Annotated in this window: 21 protein-coding genes and 2 pseudogenes; 12 read left to right on the top strand and 11 right to left on the bottom strand. The window is 67.0% G+C overall.

The window, feature by feature from the left end:
- The 4 genes from EK403_RS22865 to EK403_RS01530 all read left to right on the top strand — a co-directional run.
- The coding region (locus EK403_RS22865; RefSeq protein WP_280986316.1) for an RHO alpha subunit C-terminal catalytic domain-containing protein at window positions 1-715 on the top strand (715 nt) is incomplete at its 5' end.
- 131 nt (window positions 716-846) lie between these two features.
- On the top strand, window positions 847-1,392 hold the full coding sequence (locus EK403_RS01520) for a nuclear transport factor 2 family protein (RefSeq protein ID WP_245479447.1): 546 nt from the start codon (window positions 847-849) through the stop codon (window positions 1,390-1,392).
- Window positions 1,393-1,492: 100 nt separating this feature from the next.
- Entirely contained in the window at window positions 1,493-1,867 is a 375-nt protein-coding gene (locus EK403_RS01525; protein ID WP_128775734.1) for a Rieske 2Fe-2S domain-containing protein, read from the top strand.
- On the top strand, window positions 1,845-2,945 hold the full coding sequence (locus EK403_RS01530; protein ID WP_128775735.1) for a 2Fe-2S iron-sulfur cluster binding domain-containing protein: 1,101 nt from the start codon (window positions 1,845-1,847) through the stop codon (window positions 2,943-2,945). The genes EK403_RS01525 and EK403_RS01530 overlap by 23 nt, the downstream gene beginning before the upstream one ends.
- Window positions 2,946-2,993: 48 nt before the next feature.
- Here the strand turns inward: EK403_RS01530 and EK403_RS01535 are convergent, their stop codons facing one another.
- Window positions 2,994-3,758, bottom strand: a complete 765-nt coding sequence (locus tag EK403_RS01535) for a sulfite exporter TauE/SafE family protein (RefSeq protein WP_128775736.1) — start codon at window positions 3,756-3,758, stop codon at window positions 2,994-2,996.
- Window positions 3,759-3,982: 224 nt separating this feature from the next.
- On the opposite strand from EK403_RS01535, the gene EK403_RS01540 reads away from it, so the two are divergent.
- Window positions 3,983-5,011 carry a LysR family transcriptional regulator gene (locus EK403_RS01540; protein WP_245479448.1) on the top strand — a complete coding sequence of 343 codons (1,029 nt, stop codon included), beginning with the start codon at window positions 3,983-3,985 and terminating at the stop codon, window positions 5,009-5,011.
- A 52-nt stretch (window positions 5,012-5,063) separates the two neighbouring features.
- On the opposite strand, the gene EK403_RS01545 is transcribed toward EK403_RS01540, so the two are convergent.
- Entirely contained in the window at window positions 5,064-5,774 is a 711-nt protein-coding gene (locus EK403_RS01545; RefSeq protein WP_206659461.1) for a hypothetical protein, read from the bottom strand.
- 386 nt (window positions 5,775-6,160) lie between these two features.
- Here EK403_RS01545 and EK403_RS01550 point away from each other — a divergent pair, with 386 nt between their 5' ends.
- The 6 genes from EK403_RS01550 to EK403_RS01575 all read left to right on the top strand — a co-directional run bounded on the left by EK403_RS01550 (window position 6,161) and on the right by EK403_RS01575 (window position 16,337).
- Window positions 6,161-7,057 (top strand): amidohydrolase family protein, encoded by an 897-nt coding sequence (locus tag EK403_RS01550; protein ID WP_128775738.1) that lies wholly within the window; start codon window positions 6,161-6,163, stop codon window positions 7,055-7,057.
- 286 nt (window positions 7,058-7,343) lie between these two features.
- Window positions 7,344-7,550, top strand: coding sequence for a hypothetical protein (locus tag EK403_RS01555; RefSeq protein WP_128775739.1), 207 nt, complete (start codon window positions 7,344-7,346; stop codon window positions 7,548-7,550).
- 177 nt (window positions 7,551-7,727) lie between these two features.
- Window positions 7,728-11,027 (top strand): calcium-binding protein, encoded by a 3,300-nt coding sequence (locus EK403_RS01560; RefSeq protein WP_128775740.1) that lies wholly within the window; start codon window positions 7,728-7,730, stop codon window positions 11,025-11,027.
- 358 nt (window positions 11,028-11,385) lie between these two features.
- A complete protein-coding gene (locus EK403_RS01565) occupies window positions 11,386-13,617 on the top strand; it encodes a diguanylate cyclase (protein ID WP_128775741.1) in 2,232 nt (743 codons plus the stop codon).
- A 1,110-nt stretch (window positions 13,618-14,727) separates the two neighbouring features.
- Complete coding sequence (locus EK403_RS01570) at window positions 14,728-15,414, top strand: c-type cytochrome (protein ID WP_245479449.1); 687 nt, start codon at window positions 14,728-14,730, stop codon at window positions 15,412-15,414.
- Window positions 15,411-16,337, top strand: coding sequence for a c-type cytochrome (locus EK403_RS01575; protein ID WP_128775743.1), 927 nt, complete (start codon window positions 15,411-15,413; stop codon window positions 16,335-16,337). The genes EK403_RS01570 and EK403_RS01575 overlap by 4 nt, the downstream gene beginning before the upstream one ends.
- 17 nt (window positions 16,338-16,354) lie before the next feature.
- Here EK403_RS01575 and EK403_RS01580 read toward each other — a convergent pair whose 3' ends face one another.
- The 7 genes and pseudogenes from EK403_RS01580 to EK403_RS01610 form a co-directional block, all read right to left on the bottom strand.
- Entirely contained in the window at window positions 16,355-17,140 is a 786-nt protein-coding gene (locus tag EK403_RS01580; protein ID WP_128775744.1) for a sulfite exporter TauE/SafE family protein, read from the bottom strand.
- 10 nt (window positions 17,141-17,150) lie between these two features.
- The gene (locus EK403_RS01585; RefSeq protein ID WP_128775745.1) at window positions 17,151-18,836 is read right to left on the bottom strand and encodes a bifunctional protein tyrosine phosphatase family protein/NAD(P)/FAD-dependent oxidoreductase; all 1,686 of its coding nucleotides are present in this window, start codon (window positions 18,834-18,836) and stop codon (window positions 17,151-17,153) included.
- Window positions 18,837-18,882: 46 nt separating this feature from the next.
- Window positions 18,883-19,749: an MBL fold metallo-hydrolase gene (locus EK403_RS01590; RefSeq protein WP_128775746.1), complete on the bottom strand. Its 867-nt coding sequence runs from the start codon at window positions 19,747-19,749 to the stop codon at window positions 18,883-18,885.
- A gap of 11 nt (window positions 19,750-19,760) precedes the next feature.
- Window positions 19,761-20,210, bottom strand: coding sequence for a YeeE/YedE family protein (locus EK403_RS01595; protein WP_128775747.1), 450 nt, complete (start codon window positions 20,208-20,210; stop codon window positions 19,761-19,763).
- Window positions 20,207-20,632, bottom strand: coding sequence for a YeeE/YedE family protein (locus tag EK403_RS01600; RefSeq protein WP_128775748.1), 426 nt, complete (start codon window positions 20,630-20,632; stop codon window positions 20,207-20,209). The genes EK403_RS01595 and EK403_RS01600 overlap by 4 nt, the downstream gene beginning before the upstream one ends.
- 122 nt (window positions 20,633-20,754) lie before the next feature.
- Window positions 20,755-21,039: pseudogene (locus EK403_RS01605) on the bottom strand (metalloregulator ArsR/SmtB family transcription factor); the annotation flags it as partial.
- 7 nt (window positions 21,040-21,046) lie between these two features.
- Entirely contained in the window at window positions 21,047-21,709 is a 663-nt protein-coding gene (locus EK403_RS01610) for a peroxiredoxin (RefSeq protein ID WP_128775750.1), read from the bottom strand.
- Between the two features lie 119 nt (window positions 21,710-21,828).
- On the opposite strand from EK403_RS01610, the gene EK403_RS22095 reads away from it, so the two are divergent.
- Complete coding sequence (locus tag EK403_RS22095; RefSeq protein WP_164919456.1) at window positions 21,829-22,302, top strand: methyltransferase family protein; 474 nt, start codon at window positions 21,829-21,831, stop codon at window positions 22,300-22,302.
- A 9-nt stretch (window positions 22,303-22,311) separates the two neighbouring features.
- On the opposite strand, the pseudogene EK403_RS22100 reads toward EK403_RS22095, so the two are convergent.
- Together EK403_RS22100 and EK403_RS01620 are read right to left on the bottom strand one after the other, a co-directional pair.
- Window positions 22,312-22,968 (bottom strand): annotated as a pseudogene (locus EK403_RS22100) (L,D-transpeptidase); the annotation flags it as partial.
- Between the two features lie 18 nt (window positions 22,969-22,986).
- On the bottom strand, window positions 22,987-23,625 hold the full coding sequence (locus tag EK403_RS01620) for a DsbA family protein (protein ID WP_128775751.1): 639 nt from the start codon (window positions 23,623-23,625) through the stop codon (window positions 22,987-22,989).
- Window positions 23,626-23,688 lie beyond the last annotated feature (63 nt).

Below are 23,688 nucleotides of genomic sequence, written 5' to 3' on the forward strand. Positions count from 1 at the left end.
GGGCGAGCCCTTCCAGTGCCTCCGCAAGACGCTCGAAGCCGAGCCGATGGAGGTGTTCCATTATCACAAGGCGATCGTGAACACGAACTATAAGCTGTGGCACGACACCAACTGCGAATTCTACCACGACTTCATGCACTATCATAACCGCGTGACAGGCTTTAACGACGCCTACTTCGCGCGGAAGAACGAATCCTTCGAGCACGGCCACATCGTGGTGGGGACCTTCGAGGTCAACTACGACAATTACGAAGGCTTCGAGAGCCGGGCGGGCCTGTCCTTCCCGCATCTGCCGCCGAACCAGTGGTACATGATCGACCTGTTCCCCGGCATGAACTTCAACCTGCGCGGCTCGGCGCTGCGTTGCGACGTCGTCACGCCGCTCGGTCCCGACAAGGTGATGATCGAGTTCCGCGGCCTCGGCCTCAAGCGCGACACGCCGGAGGAGCGCCAGACCCGCATCAACCACCACAATTCGATCTGGGGTCCGTTCGGCCGCAACCTTCACGAGGATCTGATCGGCGTCCAGGGCCAGGGCACCACGATGCGGCCGGGCTCCGAAGCCCGGCGCGTGCTGCATGGCCGCCAGGAGAACCAGACGATCCACGACGAGAACGGGATGCGGCACTACTACGCCGAATGGGGCAAGTGGATGAACCGCCTGCCGAGCAACCCCGAAATGCCTTACGCGGAGCCGGCGCTCGCCGCCGAATGACCGCCTGAGGGACGGCGCGGCGGCATCTCCCTCTTCGCCGCGCCGCTTTTTCATCAAGAAGGACCCGCCCCCGCGCCGGCGCGGGACGCGCAGAAGGTCCTGGCGCCCTGGGAAACGAAAGAGCCTAAGCCATGAACATTCAGACCGAAGTCGCATCGCCTCCGATGAGCGGCGGCGTCGATCCGATGCAGGCGCGGGAAGCCGCCGACGCGGTCCGCGACGCGATCTGCCGCGCGACCATCTTCCTCGACGCCCAGCAGTGGATGGAGTGGCTCGGGCTCTGCGACGAAAGCTTCGTCTACGACATCAAGTCGTGGAGCCCCGAGATCAACTACGACATGACCTATCTGCACGCGTCGCGGAAGGACATGGAAAGCCTGATCCGCCTGCTACCGAAGCACAACACCGACCATTCGCCGCTGACGCGCCACACGACCGTCTACACGGTCGACGTCGCCGACGACGGAGCGACCGCGAAAGCGGTGAGCGCCTTCATCGTGTTCCAGCACATGCTGGATGGCGCCAACAGCCATATCGACGCCGGCGAGAGCCGGCTGTTCCTTGTCGGCAAGTATCACGACACGTTCCGCATCGAGGACGGCCGGGCGCTGTTCACGAGCCGCGAGACGCGGCTCGAGAACCGACGTTTGGACAAGGGGTCGCATTGGCCGATCTGAGCCAGCGGAGCCGCCGTTCCCGGATGACGGCCCCGCGCGCCGGCGTCGGCCGTTCGCCCCGGCCGACGCCGAACAATCAATAAGACCATAAGGCTCCTCCATGGGTTGGACCTATCTCTGCGACGCCTCCGACGTCGCTCCCGACACCCTCAAGCTCGTCGACGCCGACGGCGTGCGCATCGTGGTGGCCAATTACGGCCAGGGTTTTCGCGCGATGCCGCCGATCTGCCCGCATATGGAGGAGCCGCTCGAGGAGTCGGGCGTCATCGCCAACTGCGTGCTGACCTGCACCAAGCATCTCTGGGCCTGGAATCTCGGCACGATGGAAATGGACGGCGGCGAGACCGAAAAGCCGCTCAAGACCTATGACCTGAAGGAAGAGGACGGCCGACTCCTGGCGCTGGTCGAGGAGGAGCTGACCTACGACTTCGACGAAGAAGACGACATGGACGATGACTTCTTTAGCAAGAGCTGACGACCTCGCGGAGCTCATCGCGCCGGCCCCCGACCGCTGCGCCGTCACGGTCGATGCGCGGTCCGGAACCTTCGCGTTCGACTGCGCGCCCGGCGAGACGCTGCTTTACGCCGGCCTCGCCCATGGGCTGACCCTGCCCCACGAATGCGCGACCGGCACCTGCGGCACGTGCCGCGCCCGCGTCATGTCCGGCGAGGTCGACGTCGCCTGGGAGGAGGCGCCGGGCGCAGCCAAGCTCAAGCGCGACAAGGGCGACGTCCTGCTGTGCCAGACCCGCGCGCTCGGCGACTGTGTGCTGCGGGTCCCCTCCGACGTCCTGGAGAAGCCCGTCCGCCACCAGATCCCGGCGGCGCGGCACGGCGTGATCGAGAACCTGCGCCGCCTGACCTCCGACGTGACGCATTTCGAGATAGCGCTCGCCGAGCCGATGGATTTCGACGCCGGCCAGTTCGTGGTGGTCGAGGCGCCGGGCCTTCAGGGCGCGCGCGCCTATTCGATGGTGAACCACGGAAGCGGCCTCGACCGCATCGAGCTCGTGGTGAAGCGCAAGCCCGGAGGCGGCTTCGGCGACTGGATCGCCGGGCCCACGGCCGAGGGCGCCAAGGTGGAGGTCTTCGGGCCGCTCGGCCGGGCGACCTTCCATCCGGACGAGGATCGCGACCTGCTGATGATCGCCGGCGGTTCGGGGATCGCCGGGATGATGTCGATCCTCGCCCGCGCCGGCGAGGAGGACTATTTCCGGACCCATAAGGGCTATGTGTTCTTCGGCGTGAGGACGCTCGCCGACGGCTTCTATCTCGAGCAGTTCGCCCGCAGCGTCGACCGCGGCCACGGCAATCTCGAGGTCACGCTCGCGCTTTCGCACGAGAATCTCGGCGACGTTCGCCATCCGGAACATGGTGGCGTCAAGCTCGCCTACGGCTTCGTCCACGAGGTCGCCGCGGCCGCAATGGCCGGGCGCTATGACGGCGTTATGGCCTATGTGGCCGGCCCGCCGCCGATGGTCGACGGCGCGATCCGCTCGCTCATAATCGGCGGGGTCGGCCGCGCGGCGATCCGCTACGACAAGTTCGGCTGACCAACGTCCCGACGTCCGAAGCGGGCGGTTCCTTTCGATCCCTGAGCCTCAGACGAACTGCCGGAAGCCGAGCCGCGCGAGCACCAGCCAGCCGACGGACAGCAGCACGCCTGCCGCGACCGTCTCGAGCGTCCGGCGCGGCAATGCATGCGCGACCTTCGCGCCGAACCAGGTTCCGAGCGCAAGCCCGATCCCGAGCGCGACGCCCTGGCTGACGTCCGGGTCGCCATAGGCGAAGTTGCCGATCGTCGCGAGCGTCGCGATCGGGATCTGGGCGGCCTGGCTCAGCCCCACCGCGGTCAGCGTCGGAAGCTTCAGGCAGATCAGGATCGGCACCAGCACCAGCGGCCCGCCGGTCCCGGTGATCGCCGACAACACGCCGGTGACGAGCCCGACCAGGACGAGCTCCGCCGCCCGCAGAGACCTCGGCTCGGCGGCCGAGGGCTTGCGCCGGCCGAAAAGGCTGTTGAGCCCGGACGCGAGCGCCAGGGCGCCGACGCCGAACTCGAGGAGGCGCGGCTCGACGCCGCTGATCGCCCAGGCGCCGAAAAGCGCCCCGGGCGCCGCGCCGAGCGAGATCCAGCCGGCGAGCTCCCATCGGATGCTGCGGGCGCGCGCATAGACCGTCGTGCCGATCACGCCCGTCAGGATGTAGCCCATCATGGCGCAGGCGATGGCGTCCTGGACGTCCATGCCGAGGCCGTAGACGAGCGCCGGCACGACGATGACGCCCCCGACCCCGACGCAGCCGATCATGCCGCCGGCCACGACGCCAATCGCGCCGACCACGAAAGCGAGGACGATCAGGCTCACGACGCGGCCCGCCGGACTGCGCGGGCGCCGCCGAATACTTGTAAACCTATCGCGTTATTTTCACACTGAGCTTTTGATTGAAAAAGTCGAACAAAATCATCGACCACGTCGATGATAGTCACGGTCAATCGACTTGCGGTTTTCCAAGGTCCGATTAAAATAATTTCAAGAAGCCGATTACGGCCGGCCGACCATCGCGATGGCGACAGGCGGCGAACGTCGGGATGGACAACGTCATGTTTCTTCGTCAGTTCAAGTACTTGGTCGCCGTGGTCGAGGAACGTCACTTCGGCCGCGCGGCGCAGAAGTGCAACGTCACGCAGCCGAGCCTCTCCTGCGGAATCAAGCAGCTCGAGCTCGAGATCGGCGTGCCGATCTTCCTGCGCGGGCGCGGCCAGCGGTTCTGCGGCCTGACGCCCGAGGGCGACCGGGTCGCCAAATGGGCGCGCAACGTCATCGCGAATTGCGAGGCGATGCGCGACGAGGTCTCCGCCATGCAGAAGAACCTGCACGGCCGTCTCCGGATGGGCGCGATGCCCTCGATGTCGCCGGTCCTGCCGCTGCTGCTTCAGATGGTCCGCGAGCAACACCCGAACGTGGCGATGGACGTGCAGTTCATCGGCAACGACGCGATGAAGACCGGCCTCAACAATTTCTCGCTGGACGTGGCGCTGACCTATTTCGACCGCGCCGAGCTCGGCCGTCGCAACACGCTCAAGATCTACACCGAGGAGCTCAGCCTCCTGGTGCCCGACACGCCGGAGTTCGCCGGCCGCACCGACATTTCCTGGAAGGAGGCGGCGGATCTGCCGCTCGCCATGCTGCGCTCGGGCATCCACGAGCGGCGCTTCGTCGACCAGGTCTTCGAGAGCGTCGATCGGGCCCCGATGCCCAAGGTCGAATCGGAGTCGATCCTGCACCTCATGTTCCAGGTGCAGTTCGCGGGGCTCTGCACCATCATCCCCTCGCACTTCACGGTCATGCCGGGGCTGCACAAGGGCACCCGCGCGCTGCGGCTGGTCGACCCGATCGTGAGCCAGGACGTCTGCCTGTTCTGGGCCGAGGGCGAGATCATGACGCCGATGGCCGCGACGCTGGTCGCGGCGGTCAAGAAGCTGAACAAGCTCGGGGGGCTCGACGCCCGGCTGAACGAACTCGCCCAGGGGGATGGCCGCCCGTCGCTGCAGCCGGTCGCCGGACCGACGCCCTTGACGGCCATCTATCGGCCCCAGCCGGTCGCGGCCTCCGCATGAAGAGGCGCGCGCCGTCCGACGGGAAGGCGCCTGCGCAGGAGACATCGCAAGCTCAGTGCCGGGTCGGCGCGGCGTTGGAGGCATAGAAGGCGTCGATCGCGCCGACGCAGTCCCCGGGCGGGAGCTGCGAGGCGAGCAGGATCGCGGTCGGGCTCTCGCCCGGCTCCCGCGCGGCGCCCTCGCCCCTCGCATAGAAGAACGGCTCGGCGATCGCCGCGTCGCCGAGCGAGAAGCCGATCGTGCGGCCGCCCGCCACCGCCTCGACGCCGAGGTCGCGCGGCGAAATCCGCAAAGCGGGCTCGCCGCCCGCGTCCGACGCCGCGCGCCCGATCGCCGAGACCGCGGCCTGGAACAGCTCCGCGAGCGCGCGCAGCTCCGCCTCGTATTCGCAGGGCGAGAATTCGACCCCGTCGCCGCTGAGCAGCGCCGAGGTGTCGTAAGGCAGATCCTTTGAGAAGCGGTCCCGGTCCAGCCCGCGATGCAGCAGCTCGATCAGGATCCAGGCCTCGACATGGGCGGGCGAGCGCTCCTCGACGTCGATCTCGTGGTCGGACGGCCGCCCGGCCTCGGTGAACTGCATCACCAGGCCGTCGATCCTGAGCTCGAGGCCGACGTCGTCGCCGAGGTCGTGGGTCGCGATCACGTTGCGGTCGCCGCGCCAGCGCAGGCTCAGCTCCCTGCCGGGCGCGCGCGCCGCGAAGCTGCGCTCGACGCGCGCGAGCCATTGCGCGACGCTGACGAGCTGCTGCCTGGCCTCGGCCATGCGCGCAGAATCCCGAACGCCGGTCGGGCTTGGTTCGACTCCCGCCATCTCGTCCTCCCATGCGCCGGTTCTTGAACCGCCGGCGATGATCGAACGTGGCCCCGGGTCCCGGGCGTGTAAATTAGTTTCGCCCTATCCTGAGATTGCGGGCGCATTGCAAAAGCAAGCTGCGGGCGCGGGCTCAGTTTCGCTGCGCGGAATAAGCCTGCTCTATCAAACAATGCAGAAAATCGAATGGCCCTATGCCGGCGAAGACGCGGATAGTCGCGTGAGGTCGGCCTGGCGGCGGACCGGACGGGGGGCCGGAAGCCGGACGCGCGGCGCAAGAACGGTCCGCTTCGACCCGCGCCGCAAAAGAAGCCGACATTCTCTTAGGAGCGAAATCGATGTCCGAGACCTATCCGGCGACGCCGATCGTCGACATGCGCAGCCGTCCGTCCTTCCTGCACGCCTTCTTCGGCGCCGAACCCGGCACGCCGAGCTATGACGTCGTCAAATGGCTGAACAAGCGCGTCGGCTCGCGTGACCTCGAGCATTTCACGCGCGCCAAGGATCCCGAAGGCGTCGTCGCCGAGATGGACGAGGCCGGCATCAGCGTCGCCGTGATGGTCGCGAGGAGCGTGCCCGGCGTGCGGGTCTCGAACGACGACCTCGCCGCCGTCGCGGCGCGCGGCTCCGGCCGGCTCGTGCCGATCGCCTCGGTCGACCCGATCGAGCTCGGCCGCGACGCCGCGGTCGAGGAGGCGACGCGCGCGATCAAGACGCTCGGCATGAAGGCGCTCAATCTCGACGCCGGCTTCTATGCGGAAGGCATGAAGGCGAATGACGACCGGCTGATGCCGCTCTACGAGGTCTGCTCGCAGCTCGGCGTCCCGGCCTTCGTGATGTCCGGCCCGACGACCCCGGACCTGACGCTCAACGACGCCTACGCGGTCGAGACCGTCGCCAAGACCTTTCCCAAGATGCCGATCGTGTGCTGCCACGGCTTCTACCCGAACGTCCGGGAGATCGTGACGGTCGCGTTCCGCAACGAGAACGTCTACGTCTCGCCCGACATGTACACGTTCTGTCCGGGCGGCGGCGGCTATGTGGAGGCTGCGAACCACTTCATGGCCGACCAGTTCCTGTTCGGCTCCTCCTACCCGTTCCGGCCGATGAAACAGGGCGTCGAGGACTTCAAGCGGCTCGGTCTCAGCCAGGAGGCCTATGAGAAGGCGAGCTGGCGAAACGCCGATCGCATCCTCGGCCTCGGCCTCGCGGATCAGGCCCGCAAGGCCGCGTGAAGACCCGCGCTCGCTGACGCCGGGTCAACGCCATTGCAAGAAGGGTGGGCGTGAAGCGCCCGCCCTTCTTCGCGTCCGAGGCAGATCCCATCAGCGATAAGCCGAGCGGACCCGGGAGTTCTCTTCGTCGCCTGGATGTCTGATGAGATGACGTTCACCCTCCTGAACGCACGATAAATCATATTTTCCAATATCGTTCATCTACGACGCGATACCGTCCCGACGACTGAGAGGGGTTGCTTGCTTCACGACGTGAGCGACCCGAACAGAACGAGGGACGATAATCATGACTGATGCTGGCAAGCAGACCGCTCTTTTCTTCGGGTTCCTGACTGCCGCCATGACCTATGCGTCCGCTCAGGCTGCGCCTGCTCAGCTGCAGCCGGCCGACGCCCGCGCGGCGCAGGAGTCCTTCCTCCAGAAGGCCGACAAGGATCGGAGGCTCGCCGTCCGGATCAAGGGCGAACCGGACGCGAGCGGCTCGAAGCGCTGAGGTGGACCGGGCCACAACCTTGGGCCGCCCCGATCAAGTCTCTCCATCGGACGGCCCGGCCCACGGCGTCTTGCGCGAGATCGTCTTCTGTCTGCTCCGACGGGTACGCACGACTACGGATTTGTCCCCGCTCTGCTAATCGGTATGTAGACCTCGTCTTCGGCGGGGAGGTCGGTCTTGGCTGTCTATGACAATGGTGCTGGGCCGGACGTCATACAGGGGCCAGACGAAAGCAACCGCTTCTACAGCAGTCTCGACGATTACGGGGGCCGCGGGGTCGCGGACTCCGACAGCCTGACCGGCGGCTCACTGTTCGACTATTTCGAGATCACGCCCGGGGCGGACACGATCGATGGCGGGGCCGGCCAGGACGAATTCTCGGCGGTCGCCGCCCGGATCAGCTTCCTCGGGCTCGATCCGGACGAGCCCGACGAGACCACGCCGGGCGACGCGCTCAACCTCCGCGTCGATCTCGCCGCGGGGACCTATGAGGTCGACTGGTTCACGGTGGATCTCAGGGGAACCGGGGCGACCGACCTCATCGTCAAGTCGTCGGGCGTGCTGCGCAACATCGAAATCGTGCTCGGCACCGACGGCGACGACACGCTGCTCGGAAGCGGCGCGGAGTTCGAGGTGTTTTCGGGAAGCATCGGCAGCGACGTGCTCGACGGCCGCGGCGGCATCGATCAGCTCGACCTGTTCGCGCCCTATACGGCGGACGGCTCGAAGGATCCTGTCGGCGTCGTCGTGGACGGCAAGACCCACACCTTCAAGGACCATTACGGCTTCACCGACAAATACAGCAATATCGAGCAGTTCCAGCTGTCCTATCTCGACGACGTCTTCAAGGGCGGGAAGGACGACGAACTCGTCTACCAGTCCGGGGGCTCCGACACGCTCGACGGCGGCGACGGACGGGACACCCTGACGCTCGCCTATTCGGAGACGGGCGTCCTGGTCAATTTCGCGACCGGCCGGATCGTGAAGGGCGAGCAAGGGACCGACACCTTCCGAAACTTCGAGAACATCCAGGCCACGGGCGGCGCCGACACCGTGATCGGCGACGGCGAGGACAATTCCTTCCAGGGCTATGACGGCGCGGACTCGCTCGCAGGGGGCGACGGGAAGGACACGCTGACCGGCGGCACCGGCGACGACACGCTCGACGGCGGCTCCGGCGACGACAGCCTGAACGGCAACGCCGGCAAGGACGTGATGTATGGCGGCGCCGGCGTCGATACGGTGACGTTCGCCACGACGACGGGCTCGGTCGAGGTCTCGCTCGAGGACAAGCTGGCGGTGACGGTCGACGGCGCCGAGACGGTCGCCGAGTTCGAGATCGTGATTGGTAGCAACTACAACGACGTCCTCGAAGGCGCGAAAGGGGCCGACACGCTGCGCGGCGGAGACGGCGACGACACGCTCGCGGGCGGCGGCGGCAAGAACCTGCTTGACGGCGGCGACGGGATCGACAGCGTCGACTATGAAGGGCTCGAGGAGAAAGGAGCGAAGATCGGCCTGATCCTGGATCTGGAGACAGGCGATGCGAAGCTCGGCTCGATTCAGGACCGGTTGATCGGCGTCGAGAAGGTCGGCGGCACGAAGCTCGCTGACCGCATGGCCGGCGACGGGTCGGACAACGAGCTCACCGGCCGCGCCGGCGCGGACACGATGTCGGGCGGCGCGGGCGACGACACGCTCGACGGCGGAGACGGCCGCGACCTCGTGACCTTCGAGAAATCCACGACAGGCGTCGTCGCCTCGCTGAAGACAGGATCGTCCGCCGGCGAGGGCCAAGACCGCCTGGTCGGCTTCGAGGATCTGACCGGCTCCGATCTCGGCGACGAACTGACCGGGACCGACAAGGCGAACCTTCTCGACGGACGCGGCGGCCATGACAGCATCGTGGGCCTGGGCGGCGACGACACCGTAAAGGCCGGCGGAGGAAACGACACGCTCGACGGCGGCGACGGCAAGGACACCCTCGAAGGCGGCGAAGGCGACGACGTCCTGACGGACAAGGCCGGCGAGAACCGCCTGGAGGGCGAGGACGGCGACGACAGGCTGACGGGCGGAGCCGAAGACGACACGCTGGACGGCGGCGACGACAATGACAGCCTCGTGGCCGGCGCCGGGGATGACGACCTCTATGGCGGCGACGGCAAGGACACGCTCGAGGGCGGCGCCGGCGACGACGAGATCCTGGGCGGCGACGGCGACGACGTCATGGACGCCGGCGACGGCCGCGACGAGCTCGACGGCGAGGAGGGCGACGACAAGCTCTCGGGCGGCAAGGGCGACAAGGACTTCCAGGGCGACGAAGGCGACGACACGCTGAAGGGCGGCGCCGGACGGGACGAGCTCGACGGTGGCGACGACGACGACCTCATCACCACGGGCGGAGGCGTCGCCAACGGCGTGCTGGGCAATGCGGGCGACGATACGATGACGGGCGGGTCGGGTTCGGACTTCTTCGAATTCTACGGGCTCCAGAGCCTGAGCGGAGAACCGACGGGCTCCATCACGGGCGACTGTTCGGGAAACGACGTCATCGACGGCGGCGGCGGCGACGATCAGGTCGCCTATCTCACCGCGACGGCGGCGGTCTTGGTCGACCTGTCGAAGGGCGTCGCGACCGGCGGCGGCGGCGAGGACAGTTTGAAGTCGATCGAAGCCGTGCTCGCCTCGGACTTCAACGACACGTTGGTCGGCTCCGGCCGGAGCGAAGCTTTCGCTGGCCTCAAGGGGAACGACAGCATCTCGGCCGGCGGCGGCAATGACACGATCAATGGCACCGCGGGCCGCGACACGATCGACGGCGGAGCCGGCGTCGACACGCTGATCTTCGACTCGGCGCTGCGCGTAAAGATCAAGGCGGGCGACGAAGACAACGCGTACAAATTCATCGACGCCGACAACGCCACGCAGGCTGACACGGTCATCTCGATCGAGAAGTTCGAAGGCTCGGCGGACGACGACAGCATCACTGGCGACAAGAAGGACAAGGACGGGCTGAAACTGGACGGCGGCGCCGGCGACGACCTGATCAAGGGGTCGGGCGGCGCCGACACGGTCGGCGGCGGAGACGGCCGTGACACGATCGACGGCGGCGCCGGACGCGACCGGCTGACCGGCGGGGCCGGTTCGGACCAACTGACGGGCGGGGTCGGCGGCGACGTGTTCGTGTTCGACGACGCCAGAGGCGCCGACGTCGTCACGGATTTCGACCAGGGCGACATGATCGAGGTGAAGGCCGCGGCCTTCGATCTCGACCTGCCGGGAGGAGATCTGGACGACAGTGCCTTCGTCGCGGCCAAGAACCCGGCGGCCGCGGGCACGAAGCCCCAGTTCCTCTACGACCTGGACGACGGCTTGCTGCTTCTCGATCTCGATGGGAAAGCAGGCGATGACCCGATCTTAGTCGCAACCATCAACGGCGCGCCCGATCTGTCCGCCGATGACATCAGAATCGTCTGACACGGGCGCTGAAGCCGAGCTGGGATCAGAAGTTGGATCCCCCGCGCCGCTTCCCAAGCGTGCTCAAAAAGACGAAAGCCGTGGAGGGCCGCGGCCTGTCGGCCGCCGCGGCCACACCTGAAGCAGACGTTCAAGAGGGCGGCTAACGGTCAGCTATCTTCGAAAGCGCTGCGGGCGCTTGGTTAGCGTCAGGCTCCATTGAAGCGACGCAACGGCGGGGAGAACTGTCGCCGAACGGCCACGGCTCGCAAATCCGGCCCGTCGCAGATTGCCGAAAGATAACTTTGCGGCAAAGACGGCCAGCGCATGGTGCCTGGACGGGCCTGGGACGGCCCCCGGGCGCGAAAGGCCGAAGCACATGACGGTTTCCCTTCCGGAGGAAGACGCAAGACTCGCGATGGCCGCTTTCCTGATCGACCAGCTCGACTTCATCTTTTTCTTCTATGGCTTAGCGTTCCTGCTGCTGGGCGCGACGTGCTGGGCGATCGCTCGGCGCCGGCGCAATGAGCGCTCCTGGGCGATGCTCGCCGCCTTTGGGCTGATCCATGGCGCGGGCGAGTGGCTCGACCTCAGCGCGCTGATCCTTGGCGACTCCCCTGTCTTTTCGTCCATTCGTCTCAGCGTGATGACCGCGTCGTTCGTGTTCCTGGCGGAGTTCGGCCGGATTCAGATGAGCGACCGCCGCTGGACGCCGGGCCGGTGGATCTATCCCCTGATCCTCGGGCTGGTCGTCCTGATCGCCTATGCGGCGGGTCTGACGGAGGCGGGGATCGCCGCCCGTTACGCGCTCGGCTTGGTCGGCGCGCTGGCCTCCAGCCTTGCTCTCCTCGGCCGCGCCCGGAGCCTTTCGGGACCTGGGCGATCCTACGCCCGCTCCGCCGCGATCGCCTTCGCTCTCTATGGGATCGCGGCCGGCTTCATCGTTCCGGCGGCTCCGTTCTGGCCCGCGAGCATCGTGAACGACGCAGCCTTCGCGGGCCTGACAGGCGTTCCTATCCAACTCATCCGCGGCCTGCTCGCGTGCTGGATCGCGCTCGCGGTCTGGGCGATCTGGGGGGAGCAACTCGCCTCCGAAGTCTCGTCCGGAAGCTTCTCGGCCTATCTGCGCGAGCAGTTCCTGTGGACCGCCGGACTCATGTCGCTGATCCTGATGCTGGGCTGGGCGCTGACCGAGCGGCTGGGCGAAATCTACCGCCACAACGTCGAGACCGAGGCGAGCGGAGACATCGATCTGGTCGCCAGCCGCGTCAGCAAGGAACTCGACACCGCCGACGCGCTGACCGAGACGCTGGCCGGCAGTCCGTCGACCAAGGACGCGCTGGCGCAGGGCGGCGACGCCGCTCTGGCGCGCGCGAAGGCCGTGCTCGACCTCCATGTCGGCGCGGGCCGCGCGGAAGGCGGATACCTCCTCGACGCGGAGGGCGGCGCCGTCGCGGCCTCAGGCGCTCTCGCCCAGCGGCGCGCGGCCGATCTGCTGGGAAGCGTCCGCGAGCGGAGCGGCTCCCCAGAGCGCCGCGCCGGCTTCGTCTTCGACGCCGCCACGCGGGCGACCGTCTACCATACGAGCCGGGACGTGACCGACGCCGAGAACCGGGTCGTCGGCGCCGCGGCGCTCATCGTGTCCGTCGAGGCCTTCGCCAAGGACCTCGAAGGCCTCAACCGCCCCTATTATTTCGTCGATCCGCACGGCGTCGTGGTCTTGTCCAACCTGCCGGACGCCGACCATCGGACGCTGTGGCCGCTCGACACTGCGGCGGTCAGCGAGCTGGCGGGGCGGTTCGACGGCGTCGACGTCCGGCCGATCGCTCGCGCCGAGATCAGGGACGCGGCGTGGATGCAGATCGACGGCGCGCGAGAATATGTCCGCCGACGCTTCATAGCCGGCACGGACTGGTCGCTCATCATCCTCAAGCCGACGCGCCAAATCTTCGCGACGCGCTTTGTCGGCATCGTCATCACGCTGCTCGTGACGATCGTCGCGCTGATGTACCTGCTCGGCAAGGAACGCTGGATGCACGAAGACGCTCAGCGGAAGGCTCAGTCAAAGCTTCAGGATCTCGCGCGAGACCTGAACATCAAGGCCACCACAGACCCTCTCACCGGGCTCTACAACCGGCTGAGGCTCAACGACATCCTGCCTCATGAGATGGCGCGGTCGGATCGCGTTGGAAGCCCGCTTTCGGTCGTGATGTACGACATCGATCAGTTCAAGGGCGTGAACGACAGGTTCGGCCATGCGGTCGGCGATAAGGTGCTGGCCACGCTGTCCGGCACGGTTTCGGCATCTCTGCGGGCGACGGACAATCTTGTTCGGTGGGGCGGTGAGGAGTTCCTCCTCATCCTGCCGGACACCGATCCGGAGAGTGCGCGGCACGTCGCCGAGAAGCTTCGGGCGGCGGTGGCGGCCCAGCCCTTCGATGAGGTCGGGCAGGTCACGAGCAGCTTCGGGGTGGCGGGCTATGCGGCCGGAGAGCCCATGGCGGACCTGATCGCGCGCGCCGACAAGGCGCTCTATCGCGCCAAGGCGAACGGCCGCAACCAGGTCGCGGTCGCGCCGCCGCCCCTCAGCCGCCGCACCGCGCAGGCTTAGAGCCGCGTCGCCGACCTCTCTGGTTCTGGTCCGGCGTGCGGCGTGCCGGAGCGGAGGAACGGGTGCGCCGGCTCCTGCCGCCGGCGTCGCAACCGGCATCAGCATCTGGATCACGCATTTCGCCGACACGGCGGCGGAGGGCATCGAGACCGACGAGCAGGCGCCGCAGTTCGCCGACCAGGGCTGCGACGCCGGCCAGGGCCATCTCCTCGACCGCGCCGTCGAGACCTCCCGAACCGAGCCGCTTCTGCGCCGAACGGAGAGCAACCTGTCCTCAACGCTCCGGTGACGGCCGTGGAGCGCGTCCGTTGACCCGCTCAAGTCGATGTCGCGAAAGGCGGAGCGGGCCTCCATCTCCCTTCGTGGCGAATGGGCTGGCGTCTCGAGGAGCAATTCGAACAGGTTCGATACGAAAGGGCAGCGCTGCTGTCGAAAAGCAGATGCTGCCCGAAACGACGAAAGCCGCGGATGATCCGCGGCTTTTCGGCATTCTCGCGACTGGAGCGGGCGAAGGGATTCGAACCCTCGACCCCAACCTTGGCAATCGAGGATTTGCAGTGTCTCTGCAGTTGTTCGGATTGAACAAAATTAGGTTCAGTACAGCGCCTTATCGTCGATGGACACTATGTGTCGGGCAAGCGACGATCACCCGCACTCGACCGCCGGTGTTAGCGTAGCATGCGCCGCGACCTCCGCGATCAGCGCGTCGCTCTCCCCGAACGGTTACGGGTGTAAGGCTACCTTTGAGGGTCGCCTCCAGGAGGAGGCTGTGCGCCAGCCCGACTTGTTCCGCTTACCTCAAAAGCCATGGAACGCGCCGAAGGCGCGGCGGATCGGAGGGACGATCGCTGCAGACCAAAGGGTTCGGCTGCGTAAAGGTTGGCTGAGCGTCTGTCCGTCAGCGCGGCCTCCGGCGACGAGCCTGAGGTTTGTCAGATTGGATCCACGGATCGCCTCGGCGAATGCTCGCGGTCCGCAATCTGATCCTGGCCGCCGGGGTGTGTTGTGCTAGACTTCGAAGACGGTAGTTTCGTCCTCGATGCGGCGGACATATGCTCTACCAGAGTGGCTTGAGATACAGTTTGTCCCTAGCATCTGTCGAATATTGAGTTGGGCGGAAGCACGCCAATGATTGCTTCTAAAGTTTGGCTCTTTTTCGCCATGTCGGCGATTACGTCGGTGACTGGCCGCCCAGCGGTGGCGGCCGAAGCCGGCTCGGTTATCGCCACTCAGGGAAACGGCCGCGGGGCGGTAGCCTGCAAGGCGTGTCATGGAGAGGCCGGCGCCGGAATCCCCGCTGTGGGTTTCCCGCGGCTCGCCGGCATGTCCAAGGAATATATTGTCCGCCAGCTCGACGCCTTCGCTGACGGAGGCCGAGCCCATACGATGATGTCGCCCGTCGCGAAGGCCCTTTCGCCAGACGAACGTGCCGCCGTGGCGGCTTATTTCGAGGCTGCCCGGGCGCCCGCGACGCCCGGCCTGGCGCCCGTCGACGAAGCGACGCTCGCGCGCGGCGCTGTTCTCGCAAGGGATGGCGCGTGGTCGAAAGGTCTGCCCGCCTGCGGCCAGTGCCACGGACCCGACGGAGGCGGGATCGCGCCGGCGTTTCCTCCGCTCGCCGGCCAGTCCGAGAAATATCTCAAGGCGCAGCTCGACGCCTGGCGACAGGGCAAGCGAACCGGCGACCCGCTGCAATTGATGACGGTGGTGGCGAGTAAGCTGGACGACGCGGAGGTCGCCGCGGTGGCGGCCTATTACGCCCGGCTTCCGCCCGAGGCGAAGGGTGAAGAACGATGACCGCGGCCAAACGGGCGCATTCCATCCTGTTCGCGGCCGTCGCTTCCCTCAGCGTCGCCGGCCTCGCCGTGGCCGGCGCGGCTTGGGCGGACCCGTCGGGCGAACAGTCCGCCTTCACGCCGCCGAGCGGAGCCGAAATTCCCAAGGGCGGCTTCGGCGAGATGGTGGCGCTCGGGCGAGACATCTTCACCGACACGTCCAAACATGCCGGCGCCTTCGTCGGCAACGACCTAAATTGCTCCAACTGTCATCTCGACAAGGGCCGTCTGGCCGGTGCGGCCCCGCTATGGGCGGCCTACGTGGCCTATCCGGCCTTTCGGAAAAAGAACCAGCGCGTCAACACGTTCGAAGAGCGGCTGCAGGGTTGCTTCCGATACAGCATGAACGGGAAGGCGCCGCCGCTCGGCGATACGACTTTGATCGCGCTTCAGGCCTACGCCTATTGGCTCGCCAAAGGGGCGCCGACCGGCGTCGACATGAACGGTAGGGGATATCCGGCTCCCAAGAAGCCGGAGCGCCTCGACCTCGCCCGGGGAGGCGAAATCTACGCGCAGAAATGCGCCCTCTGCCACGGCGCGGATGGCGCGGGCCTAAAGGCCGCCGACGGTTCTGTCGCTTTTCCTCCGCTTTGGGGGCCGCGCTCCTACAATTGGGGCGCCGGAATGAGCGTGATCACCAACGCGGCCGGCTTCATCAAGGCGAACATGCCGCTCGGCCTCGGCGGGACGCTGAGCGACGAGGATGCATGGAACGTGGCCGCCTTCGTCGACAGCCACGAGCGGCCGCAAGATCCAAGGTTCGAAGGTTCGGTGGCCGAGACGCGCAAGGCGCATCACGACAATCCTCTTGACCTTTATGGAACGGAAATCGGCGGCGTGACGCTCGGCGAGAACTCGCCGCCCTCCGGTCCGCAGCCGAAGTAGCGCGTCGTCTGCGCGCTCTACGCCAAGGCTGAGATGCTGCGCCAGATCATGTAGCCGGCGACGGCGAAGATCATGACGGCGAAAGCGACGTTCAGGGCGCCTTTTGCGGTCGCGAGCCGGCTGGCGACCTTCGCGCCGATCCACCCCCCGAGGACCCCTCCGGCGACGAAAATGAGCGCCAGAGGCCAATCGACGAAGCCGGAAGCAGCGTAGTTCAAAGAGGTCGCCAGGCCGAAGGCGGCGACCGCGACCAGCGAGGAGCCGATCGCCATCAGCGTCGGCATCCCGGTCGAGGCGATGAGGCCGGGCACAATGAGAAAGCCGCCCCCGATGCCGAAGAAGCCGGAGAACATTCCGGTGGCCGCGCCGTAACCCAGCACCTTGGGCGCCTTCTCGATCGTGCATTGCGAATTGGCGTCGCCGAGATGGCCGCGCCCCCTCAGCATCAGTACGCCGACCGCCACCATCAGCAACGCAAAGAACAGCAGGAGCTTCTGACCATCGATCGACTTGCCGATCGTCGACCCGAGCAGCGCGCCAAAGATGCCGGCGACGCCGAACATCGCTGCGCAACGCCATTTGACGTTTCCTCTGCGAGCATGGGCGACCAGGCTCGATCCGGCGTTCGCCGCCACTGCGAAGGCGCTGGTGCCGATGGCCATGTGCGGGCTGGGCACGCCCACGAGATAAACCATGAGCGGCACGGCGAGGATCGAGCCCCCGCCGCCGAACAGGCCGAGGGTCAGCCCTACTAAGCCGCCTGAGAGGCCGCCGAGCGCATATTGGAGTGGTTCAAGCGTCATCAGCCGCGCGCTATTCAGCCGCCTCGAGCACCTCGCGCCCTGGCTTCGCCATGGGCTCGCGGCCCTTCAGCATGGCTTTCCAGTAGATCGCCGGGAGCACGCGCTCCTTCAAAAGCCAAGCCGCTTTCGAAGGCTTGAGGTCGTCGATGAACCACTTGGGAAAGCTCGGGATACGCCTTCCGCCATAGCCGAATTCGGCGAGGATCACTTTGCCGCGCTCGACTGTGAGCGGGCACGATCCGTAGCCGTCGTAGACGGCGGCGCGCGGCTCGTCGAGCACGCCAAGGTCACGAAGCAGGTTCTCGGCGACGACCGGCGCCATCTTGCGGGCCGCGGCCGCGGTCTTGGCGTTCGTCGTGCCGCTTGCGTCTCCCAGACCGTAGATGTCCGGGAACTTGACGTGCCGCAGCGTCGCCGGGTCGAGGTCGAGCCATCCGGCCTCGTTGGCGAGCGGCGAGGCCTTCACCACGTCGGGCGGACTCTGCAGCGGCGTCACATGCATCATGTCGAACGCGCGCTCGACGATCGTGCTCTCGCCGTCCTTGCCCGAGACCTTGAACCAGGCGCGTTTCGCCGGGCCGTCGACGCGGATGAGATTGTGGCCGAAGGACAGGTCGATGCCGTACCTCTTCACATATTCCATCAGCGGCGGCACATAGTCCGCGACACCGAAGAGGACCGGCCCGGCGTTCAGGAACTCGACCCTGACATCGTTCAGGACGCCCTGCCTCAGCCAGTGATCGCAGGAGAGGTACATCGCTTTCTGTGGCGCGCCCGCGCATTTGATCGGCATCGGCGGCTGGGTGAACAGCGCCGTCCCGCGCCGGAAGTTCTTCACGAGCTCCCAGGTGTAGGGCGCGAGGTCGTAGCGGTAGTTCGACGTGACGCCGTTCTTGCCGAGCGTCTCCTCGAGACCTTCGACGCCCGCCCAGTTCAGCTTGAGGCCAGGCGCGACGACCAGCTTCTCGTACGTGACGGGACGGCAGCCCTCGAGGATGACGGCCTTGTTCTGCGGGTCGAATCCCGCGACCGCGGCCTTGATCCACCGCACGCCGTGCGGGATGAGCGAACTCATCTGCTTGCGGGTGTCGCCCGCCTGGAAGACGCCGCCGCCGACGAGCGTCCAGCCGGGCTGGTAGTAGTGGACGTCGGCCGGCTCGACGATCGCGATGTCGAGGCCGGACTTGCGGGCGAGCATGCTGGCCGCGACCGCGATTCCGCCGGCGCCGCCGCCCACGATTATGACGTCATGATGCTCGGCGGAGCGGTCCACCGGCACGCCGCCCGTCTCGATGCGCTTCGCGACGCCGGACAGGTCGTAGCCTGCGGCGCTCGCTCGCCGGACGATCTCATCCAGCGGGCGCTTTCCGGCCTGCGACAGCGCCCACAGCGTCGCGGTGCGCGTTCCGGACCGGCAGAAGCCGAGCGCCGGCTTGGGCAACGTCGCCAGCAGAGCGCCGAAGGCGGCGGCGTCCTCGTCGCTGACCTTTCCCGTCTCGACCGGCAGATAACGCGCCTCAAGTCCCGCCTGCCGCGCCGCGGCCTCGATCTCCGTGAACGTCGGCTGGTCGGCGCCTTCGCCATCCGGACGGTTCACGATGACCGAACGGAACCCGGCCGCTTTCGCCTCCGCCATTTCGGGCACAGTGAGTTGTGCGCTCACGGACAGTTCGTCCGTCAGTCTCTTCGCCTGCATCGGATGTCTCCCGTGAACCGCCGGCGTTCCGCCGGTCTCGGCGCAATCAGAGCCCGTCGATCGGGACCTTGAGGTATCGCTTGCCGTTGCTCTCCGGCTCGGGCAGTTCGCCGGCCTTCATGTTCACCTGGAGCGACGGGATGATGAGGTTCGGCATGGCGAGGGTGGCGTCGCGCGCGGTGCGCATCGCGACGAACTCGTCCTCGGTCACGCCGTCGCGCACGTGGATGTTGTGGGCGCGCTCGTCGGCGACCGTGGTCTCGCTGCGGATCTCACGCCCGTTCGGCCCATAGTCGTGGCACATGAAGAGCCGCGTCTCGGGCGGCAGCGCGAGGACCTTTTTGATCGAGCGGAACAGCACTCGGGCGTCCCCGCCCGGAAAGTCCGCGCGCGCGGTGCCGCCGTCCGGCATGAACAGCGTGTCGCCGACGAACGCGGCGTCGCCGATCACATAGGTGAGGCAGGCGGGCGTGTGGCCGGGCGTGTGCATCACGCGCCCCTCGAGTCCGCCGATGCCGAACGTGTCGCCATCCTCGAACAGGCGATCGAACTGCGAGCCGTCCCGCTGGAATTCGCTGCCTTCGTTGAAGACCTTGCCGAAAGTCTCCTGAACGACGCGGATGTTCGCCCCGATGGCGAGCTTTCCGCCGACCGCCTGCTGGATGTAGGGGGCGGCCGACAGATGATCGGCATGGACATGCGTCTCGAGCAGCCACTCGACCTTCAGACCGTGGCTGCGGACGTGCTCGATCACGGCGTCCGCGGATGCGTGGCTGACGCGCCCCGACGGGTAGTCGAAGTCGAGCACGCTGTCGACGATAGCGCAGGCGTTGCTCGAAGGATCCTTCACCACGTACGAGAACGTGTTGGTTGCCGGATCGAAGAACGTCGTGACGTCCGGGTGGCCGGTCATGATCTCCTCCTTCAGCCGCGGATTGGCTGATCACGATGGAAAAAGCGGATGGTGGCGCGGTCGTGGATCGCCATTCCGGCCAGCATCGCAGCCAGGAACAGCAACGTCGCCGGAACCCCGAGCGTGATCGAAGCGACGGCGGGCCCGGGGCAGAGCCCGGCCATTCCCCAGCCGACGCCGAAGATCGCGGCCCCGGCCACCAGCTTCCCGTCGATCGTACGGCTCTTTGGCAAGTGGAAGCTCTGGTCGAAGGCCGGGCGCGGCAACCGACGCGACAGCCAGACGCCGATCGAAGCGGCCGCGACCGCGCCGCCCAGCACGAAGGCGAGGCTCGGGTCCCAGGCGCCGAAAACGTCGAGGAAGCCGCGCACGCGCGCCGGGTCCAGCATCCCTGAGAGCGCGAGCCCGAAGCCGAATATCAGGCCGCTCAGCCCAGCCACGACAATCTGCGCGCCGTTCATGACGCCCCCGCAAAACGCATGATTGCGACGGTCCCGATCGCTGTGGCGAGGAAGACCGCAACGGCCACGATCGAGCGAGGCGACAGGCGGGCGAGGCCGACCACGCCATGTCCGCTGGTGCAGCCGGATCCCAGACGCGTGCCGTAGCCGACGAGCAGGCCGGCGATCACCAGCATTGGCGTCGAGGCCACGACGCTGATCTCGGGCAGCCGGCCGTAGACGAGCGCATAGAGGCTCGGCCCGAGCACGAGGCCGATCACGAAAGCGACGTTCGCCGCCGGACCCGCCTCGGTGCGGCGCCAGAGCCCGCTGAGGATGCCGCTCACGCCGGCGACGCGGCCGTTCAGGACCATCATCAGGCTCGCGGCGAGACCGATGGCTATCCCGCCGAAAAGCGAGGGCAGATAAGGTGCGAGAGTCATGCACGACCTCCAGCGTCCGGGAACGGCAGGATGCGGGCGAAACGCGACGCGCCATGACCCGGCTCAGGCGCTGCTGTCCCTGCGGGGCGCCTGTTGCGTGGTTGCGGGTCGGCGGCCAACCCATAGACGTGCGAGAGCACGCCGACGATCCGCGCGGCCTTCTCGTCGGCGAGCCGGTAGAAGACCTGCTTGGCGTCGCGCCGGGTCGCCACCAGCCCTGCCTCGCGCAGACCGGCGAGCTGCTGGGAGAGCGTCGGCTGGCGGATGCCGAGTTCGGACTCAAGGTCCCCGACCGACGCCTCGCCGCGGCTCAGCCTGGCCGCGATCATCAGCCGGTTGGGGTTGGAGAGCCCCTTGAGGAACTCCGCCGCCGCTTCGGTCTCGGCGCGTGTGGCGTTTACGGGCATCGCAATCTCACTGACGCTTCAGGCGGTAGTACCAGTCGGGTGCGTCCGCGGTCGGCGCATGGCTCGCGACGTCGTCGGCCGAGATCGGCGATGCATCGATCACCGGGTCGCCCGTGCGCCATCCCTCCGGGGTCGAGACGTCGCCCGCATGCGCGGTCTGGAGCGCCTCGACGAGCCTGAGGATTTCAGCGACCGAGCGGCCGACGCTCATCGGGTACCAGGTGATTGCGCGCACGATCCCCTCGGGATCGATCACGAAGGTCCCGCGCACGGTCGAGCTGTCCGCCGCGCCCGGCTGCAGCATGCCGTAGGCGCGGGCGATCGCCATGGAGGGATCTTCGGCAATCGGGAAAGGCACCCGGACGCCGAACCTGTCCTCGATCGATCGCGCCCAGGCGATATGCGAATGCAGGCTATCGACCGACATGCCGAGCAGGTCGCACCCGATCGCCGCGAACGCCTCGAAGTCACGCGAGAAGGCGATGAACTCGCTGGTGCAGACCGGCGTGAAGTCAGCCGGATGCGAAAAGAACACGAGCCAGCGCCCTTGATAGTCCGAGAGCTCGCGCTCACCCATCGTCGTGCGCGCGACGAACAGCGGCGCCCGATCGCCTATGACGAGGGGCGCCAGGGCGTTCGGCTCATTCTGGATGGCAAGGGCTTCGGACATTCACGATCTCGCATTCTTGATCGATATATGATTGCATATAAAACATATTCATTTTTTTGCAACTAAAAATGCGGGCGCTACGGACGTCGTGCGCTATCGGGCTGAGGGAGACAGGCAGCATGCATGAGCACCGCGACGTCGCTGGCGTCATCGCCCCGCCGCCTGTTCTGTTTCTTGGCTTCTTGACCGTCGGCATCGCTATCGACCGACTGATGTGGCGTCTGCCGATCGGCCTGTCCGCCACGTTGGCATGGCCCGCCGCCGCGGCGCTGTTCGTCGCGGGCCTGGCGCTCATCGTCGGCGCCGGGATCCGCTTCCGCAGAGACGGCACGCCGCCCGCGCCGTGGAAGCCGACCAGCGCGATCGTCGCGGCCGGACCTTACCGGTTCACCCGCAATCCGATGTATCTCGGCATGGCGGCGATCTACCTGGCGATCGCTCTGGCGCTCGACAGCCTGCCGGCGCTGCTGCTGTTCGTCCCGCTCATGGTCGTGGTCGACCTCTTCGTCGTCCGCCGCGAAGAGCGCTACCTCGAGGCGAGGTTCGGCGATGGCTACCGCACGTACAAATCCGAGGCGCGGCGCTGGCTGTGAGCCGCGTCACAGCACCACGACCTTCGAGCCACGCGGGACGCGGCCATAAAGGTCGATGACGTCCTGGTTCAGCATGCGGATGCAGCCCGACGAGACCGCCTTGCCGATGCTCTGCGGCTCGTTGGTGCCATGGATGCGGTAGAGCGTGTCCTTCCCGTCTTTGAACAGATAGAGCGCCCGCGCGCCGAGCGGGTTTTCCGCGCCCCCGTCCATTCCGGCCTTCCAGTGGGCGTAGCGGTCCGGCTCGCGGCCGATCATGTCGGGGGTGGGCGTCCAGCGCGGCCATTCCCGCTTCATCTGGATCGAGGCCGAGCCCTGGAATTCGAGACCGGCCTTGCCGACCCCGACACCGTAGCGGAGCGCCTTGCCGTTCTCTTGGACGAGATAGAGAAAGCGGGAATGCGGATCGACCACGATGGTCCCGGGGGGCTGGTCCGTCGGGAAGTCGACCTCCTGCTTGAGGTTCTTCGGGTTCATCTTCCTAAGATCGACCGGTTGAACTTCAAAAGGCTCGCCGGGCTTCGCGCCGTAACGGGCGGCTTCAAACGGATCGACGGGCGGCGGCGGCGCGGCGATCTGGGGTGGCGGAGGCATGCTGGCGCAGGCGCCGAGCAGCATCGGCAGGGCGACGATCACCGCCCTGCGGGAACACGCGGAAACAGACATGGCTTTGGGATTCCGCGGTCAGGACGGCTTGGCGGCGCGCTTGCGCGCCTCGGCCACGGCTTCCTTGAATTGCGCGTAGTCGGGAGCGGCGGCGACCAGCAGCGGCCCGATCAGGTAGACGGGCGTCCCCTGCAGGCCGAGGCCCTTGGCCTGGGCGTCGTTGCGCTTGAGCAGCGCCGTGATCTCCGCTGCATGCGCCTTGGCGTCGGCGTCGAGCCGAGCCATGTCGACTCCCGACGCTTTGATCGCCGCAAGCATCTGGGACTCCGGGATCTTGCGGCCGGAAATCGACATCAGCGCCTTATGGACCTCGTCGTACTTGCCCTGGTACTTCGCGGCGAGCGCGAGTTTTGCGCCATAGACCGAAGCTTCGGTCAGGATCGGCCAGTCCTTGTAGACCACCCGGACGCTGCCGTCCGACTTGACCAGCTTCTCGAGCTCCGGCGCCGACGTCTTGCAGTAGGGGCAGTTGTAGTCGAGATAGGCCACGATCGTGACGTCGCCCTTCGGATTGCCGGCCTTCGGAGCCGCCGGATCGTTGACGATCATCTCACGGGTGACGTCGGCGTCGCCGGCTGAGGCGATCGACGGCAGAACGGCCGGCAGGGCGAGGACGAGCGCGAAGGCGAGACGTCTGACGACGGGCGTGTAGGACATGAAGTTCGATCTCCGGCGGTTGCTCTGGACGCGGGCCAGAATCCTGCGCCGCCTTAAGCCAGG

This window comes from Hansschlegelia zhihuaiae (assembly GCF_004103825.1).
Lineage (GTDB): Bacteria > Pseudomonadota > Alphaproteobacteria > Rhizobiales > Methylopilaceae > Methylopila > Methylopila zhihuaiae.

What these genes read in the sequence shown, in the direction of transcription:
- EK403_RS01550 (WP_128775738.1), top strand. Translation starts at nt 6,161, where the DNA reads ATGTCCGAGACCTATCCGGCGACGCCGATCGTCGACATGCGCAGCCGT.
- EK403_RS01540 (WP_245479448.1), top strand. Translation starts at nt 3,983, where the DNA reads ATGGACAACGTCATGTTTCTTCGTCAGTTCAAGTACTTGGTCGCCGTG.
- EK403_RS01580 (WP_128775744.1), bottom strand. Translation starts at nt 17,140, where the DNA reads ATGACGCTTGAACCACTCCAATATGCGCTCGGCGGCCTCTCAGGCGGC.
- EK403_RS01575 (WP_128775743.1), top strand. Translation starts at nt 15,411, where the DNA reads ATGACCGCGGCCAAACGGGCGCATTCCATCCTGTTCGCGGCCGTCGCT.
- EK403_RS01555 (WP_128775739.1), top strand. Translation starts at nt 7,344, where the DNA reads ATGACTGATGCTGGCAAGCAGACCGCTCTTTTCTTCGGGTTCCTGACT.
- EK403_RS01520 (WP_245479447.1), top strand. Translation starts at nt 847, where the DNA reads ATGAACATTCAGACCGAAGTCGCATCGCCTCCGATGAGCGGCGGCGTC.
- EK403_RS01595 (WP_128775747.1), bottom strand. Translation starts at nt 20,210, where the DNA reads ATGAACGGCGCGCAGATTGTCGTGGCTGGGCTGAGCGGCCTGATATTC.
- EK403_RS01545 (WP_206659461.1), bottom strand. Translation starts at nt 5,774, where the DNA reads ATGGCCGAGGCCAGGCAGCAGCTCGTCAGCGTCGCGCAATGGCTCGCG.
- EK403_RS01620 (WP_128775751.1), bottom strand. Translation starts at nt 23,625, where the DNA reads ATGTCCTACACGCCCGTCGTCAGACGTCTCGCCTTCGCGCTCGTCCTC.
- EK403_RS01590 (WP_128775746.1), bottom strand. Translation starts at nt 19,749, where the DNA reads ATGACCGGCCACCCGGACGTCACGACGTTCTTCGATCCGGCAACCAAC.
- EK403_RS22095 (WP_164919456.1), top strand. Translation starts at nt 21,829, where the DNA reads ATGCATGAGCACCGCGACGTCGCTGGCGTCATCGCCCCGCCGCCTGTT.
- EK403_RS01530 (WP_128775735.1), top strand. Translation starts at nt 1,845, where the DNA reads ATGACTTCTTTAGCAAGAGCTGACGACCTCGCGGAGCTCATCGCGCCG.
- EK403_RS01525 (WP_128775734.1), top strand. Translation starts at nt 1,493, where the DNA reads ATGGGTTGGACCTATCTCTGCGACGCCTCCGACGTCGCTCCCGACACC.
- EK403_RS01610 (WP_128775750.1), bottom strand. Translation starts at nt 21,709, where the DNA reads ATGTCCGAAGCCCTTGCCATCCAGAATGAGCCGAACGCCCTGGCGCCC.
- EK403_RS01565 (WP_128775741.1), top strand. Translation starts at nt 11,386, where the DNA reads ATGACGGTTTCCCTTCCGGAGGAAGACGCAAGACTCGCGATGGCCGCT.
- EK403_RS01585 (WP_128775745.1), bottom strand. Translation starts at nt 18,836, where the DNA reads ATGCAGGCGAAGAGACTGACGGACGAACTGTCCGTGAGCGCACAACTC.
- EK403_RS01600 (WP_128775748.1), bottom strand. Translation starts at nt 20,632, where the DNA reads ATGACTCTCGCACCTTATCTGCCCTCGCTTTTCGGCGGGATAGCCATC.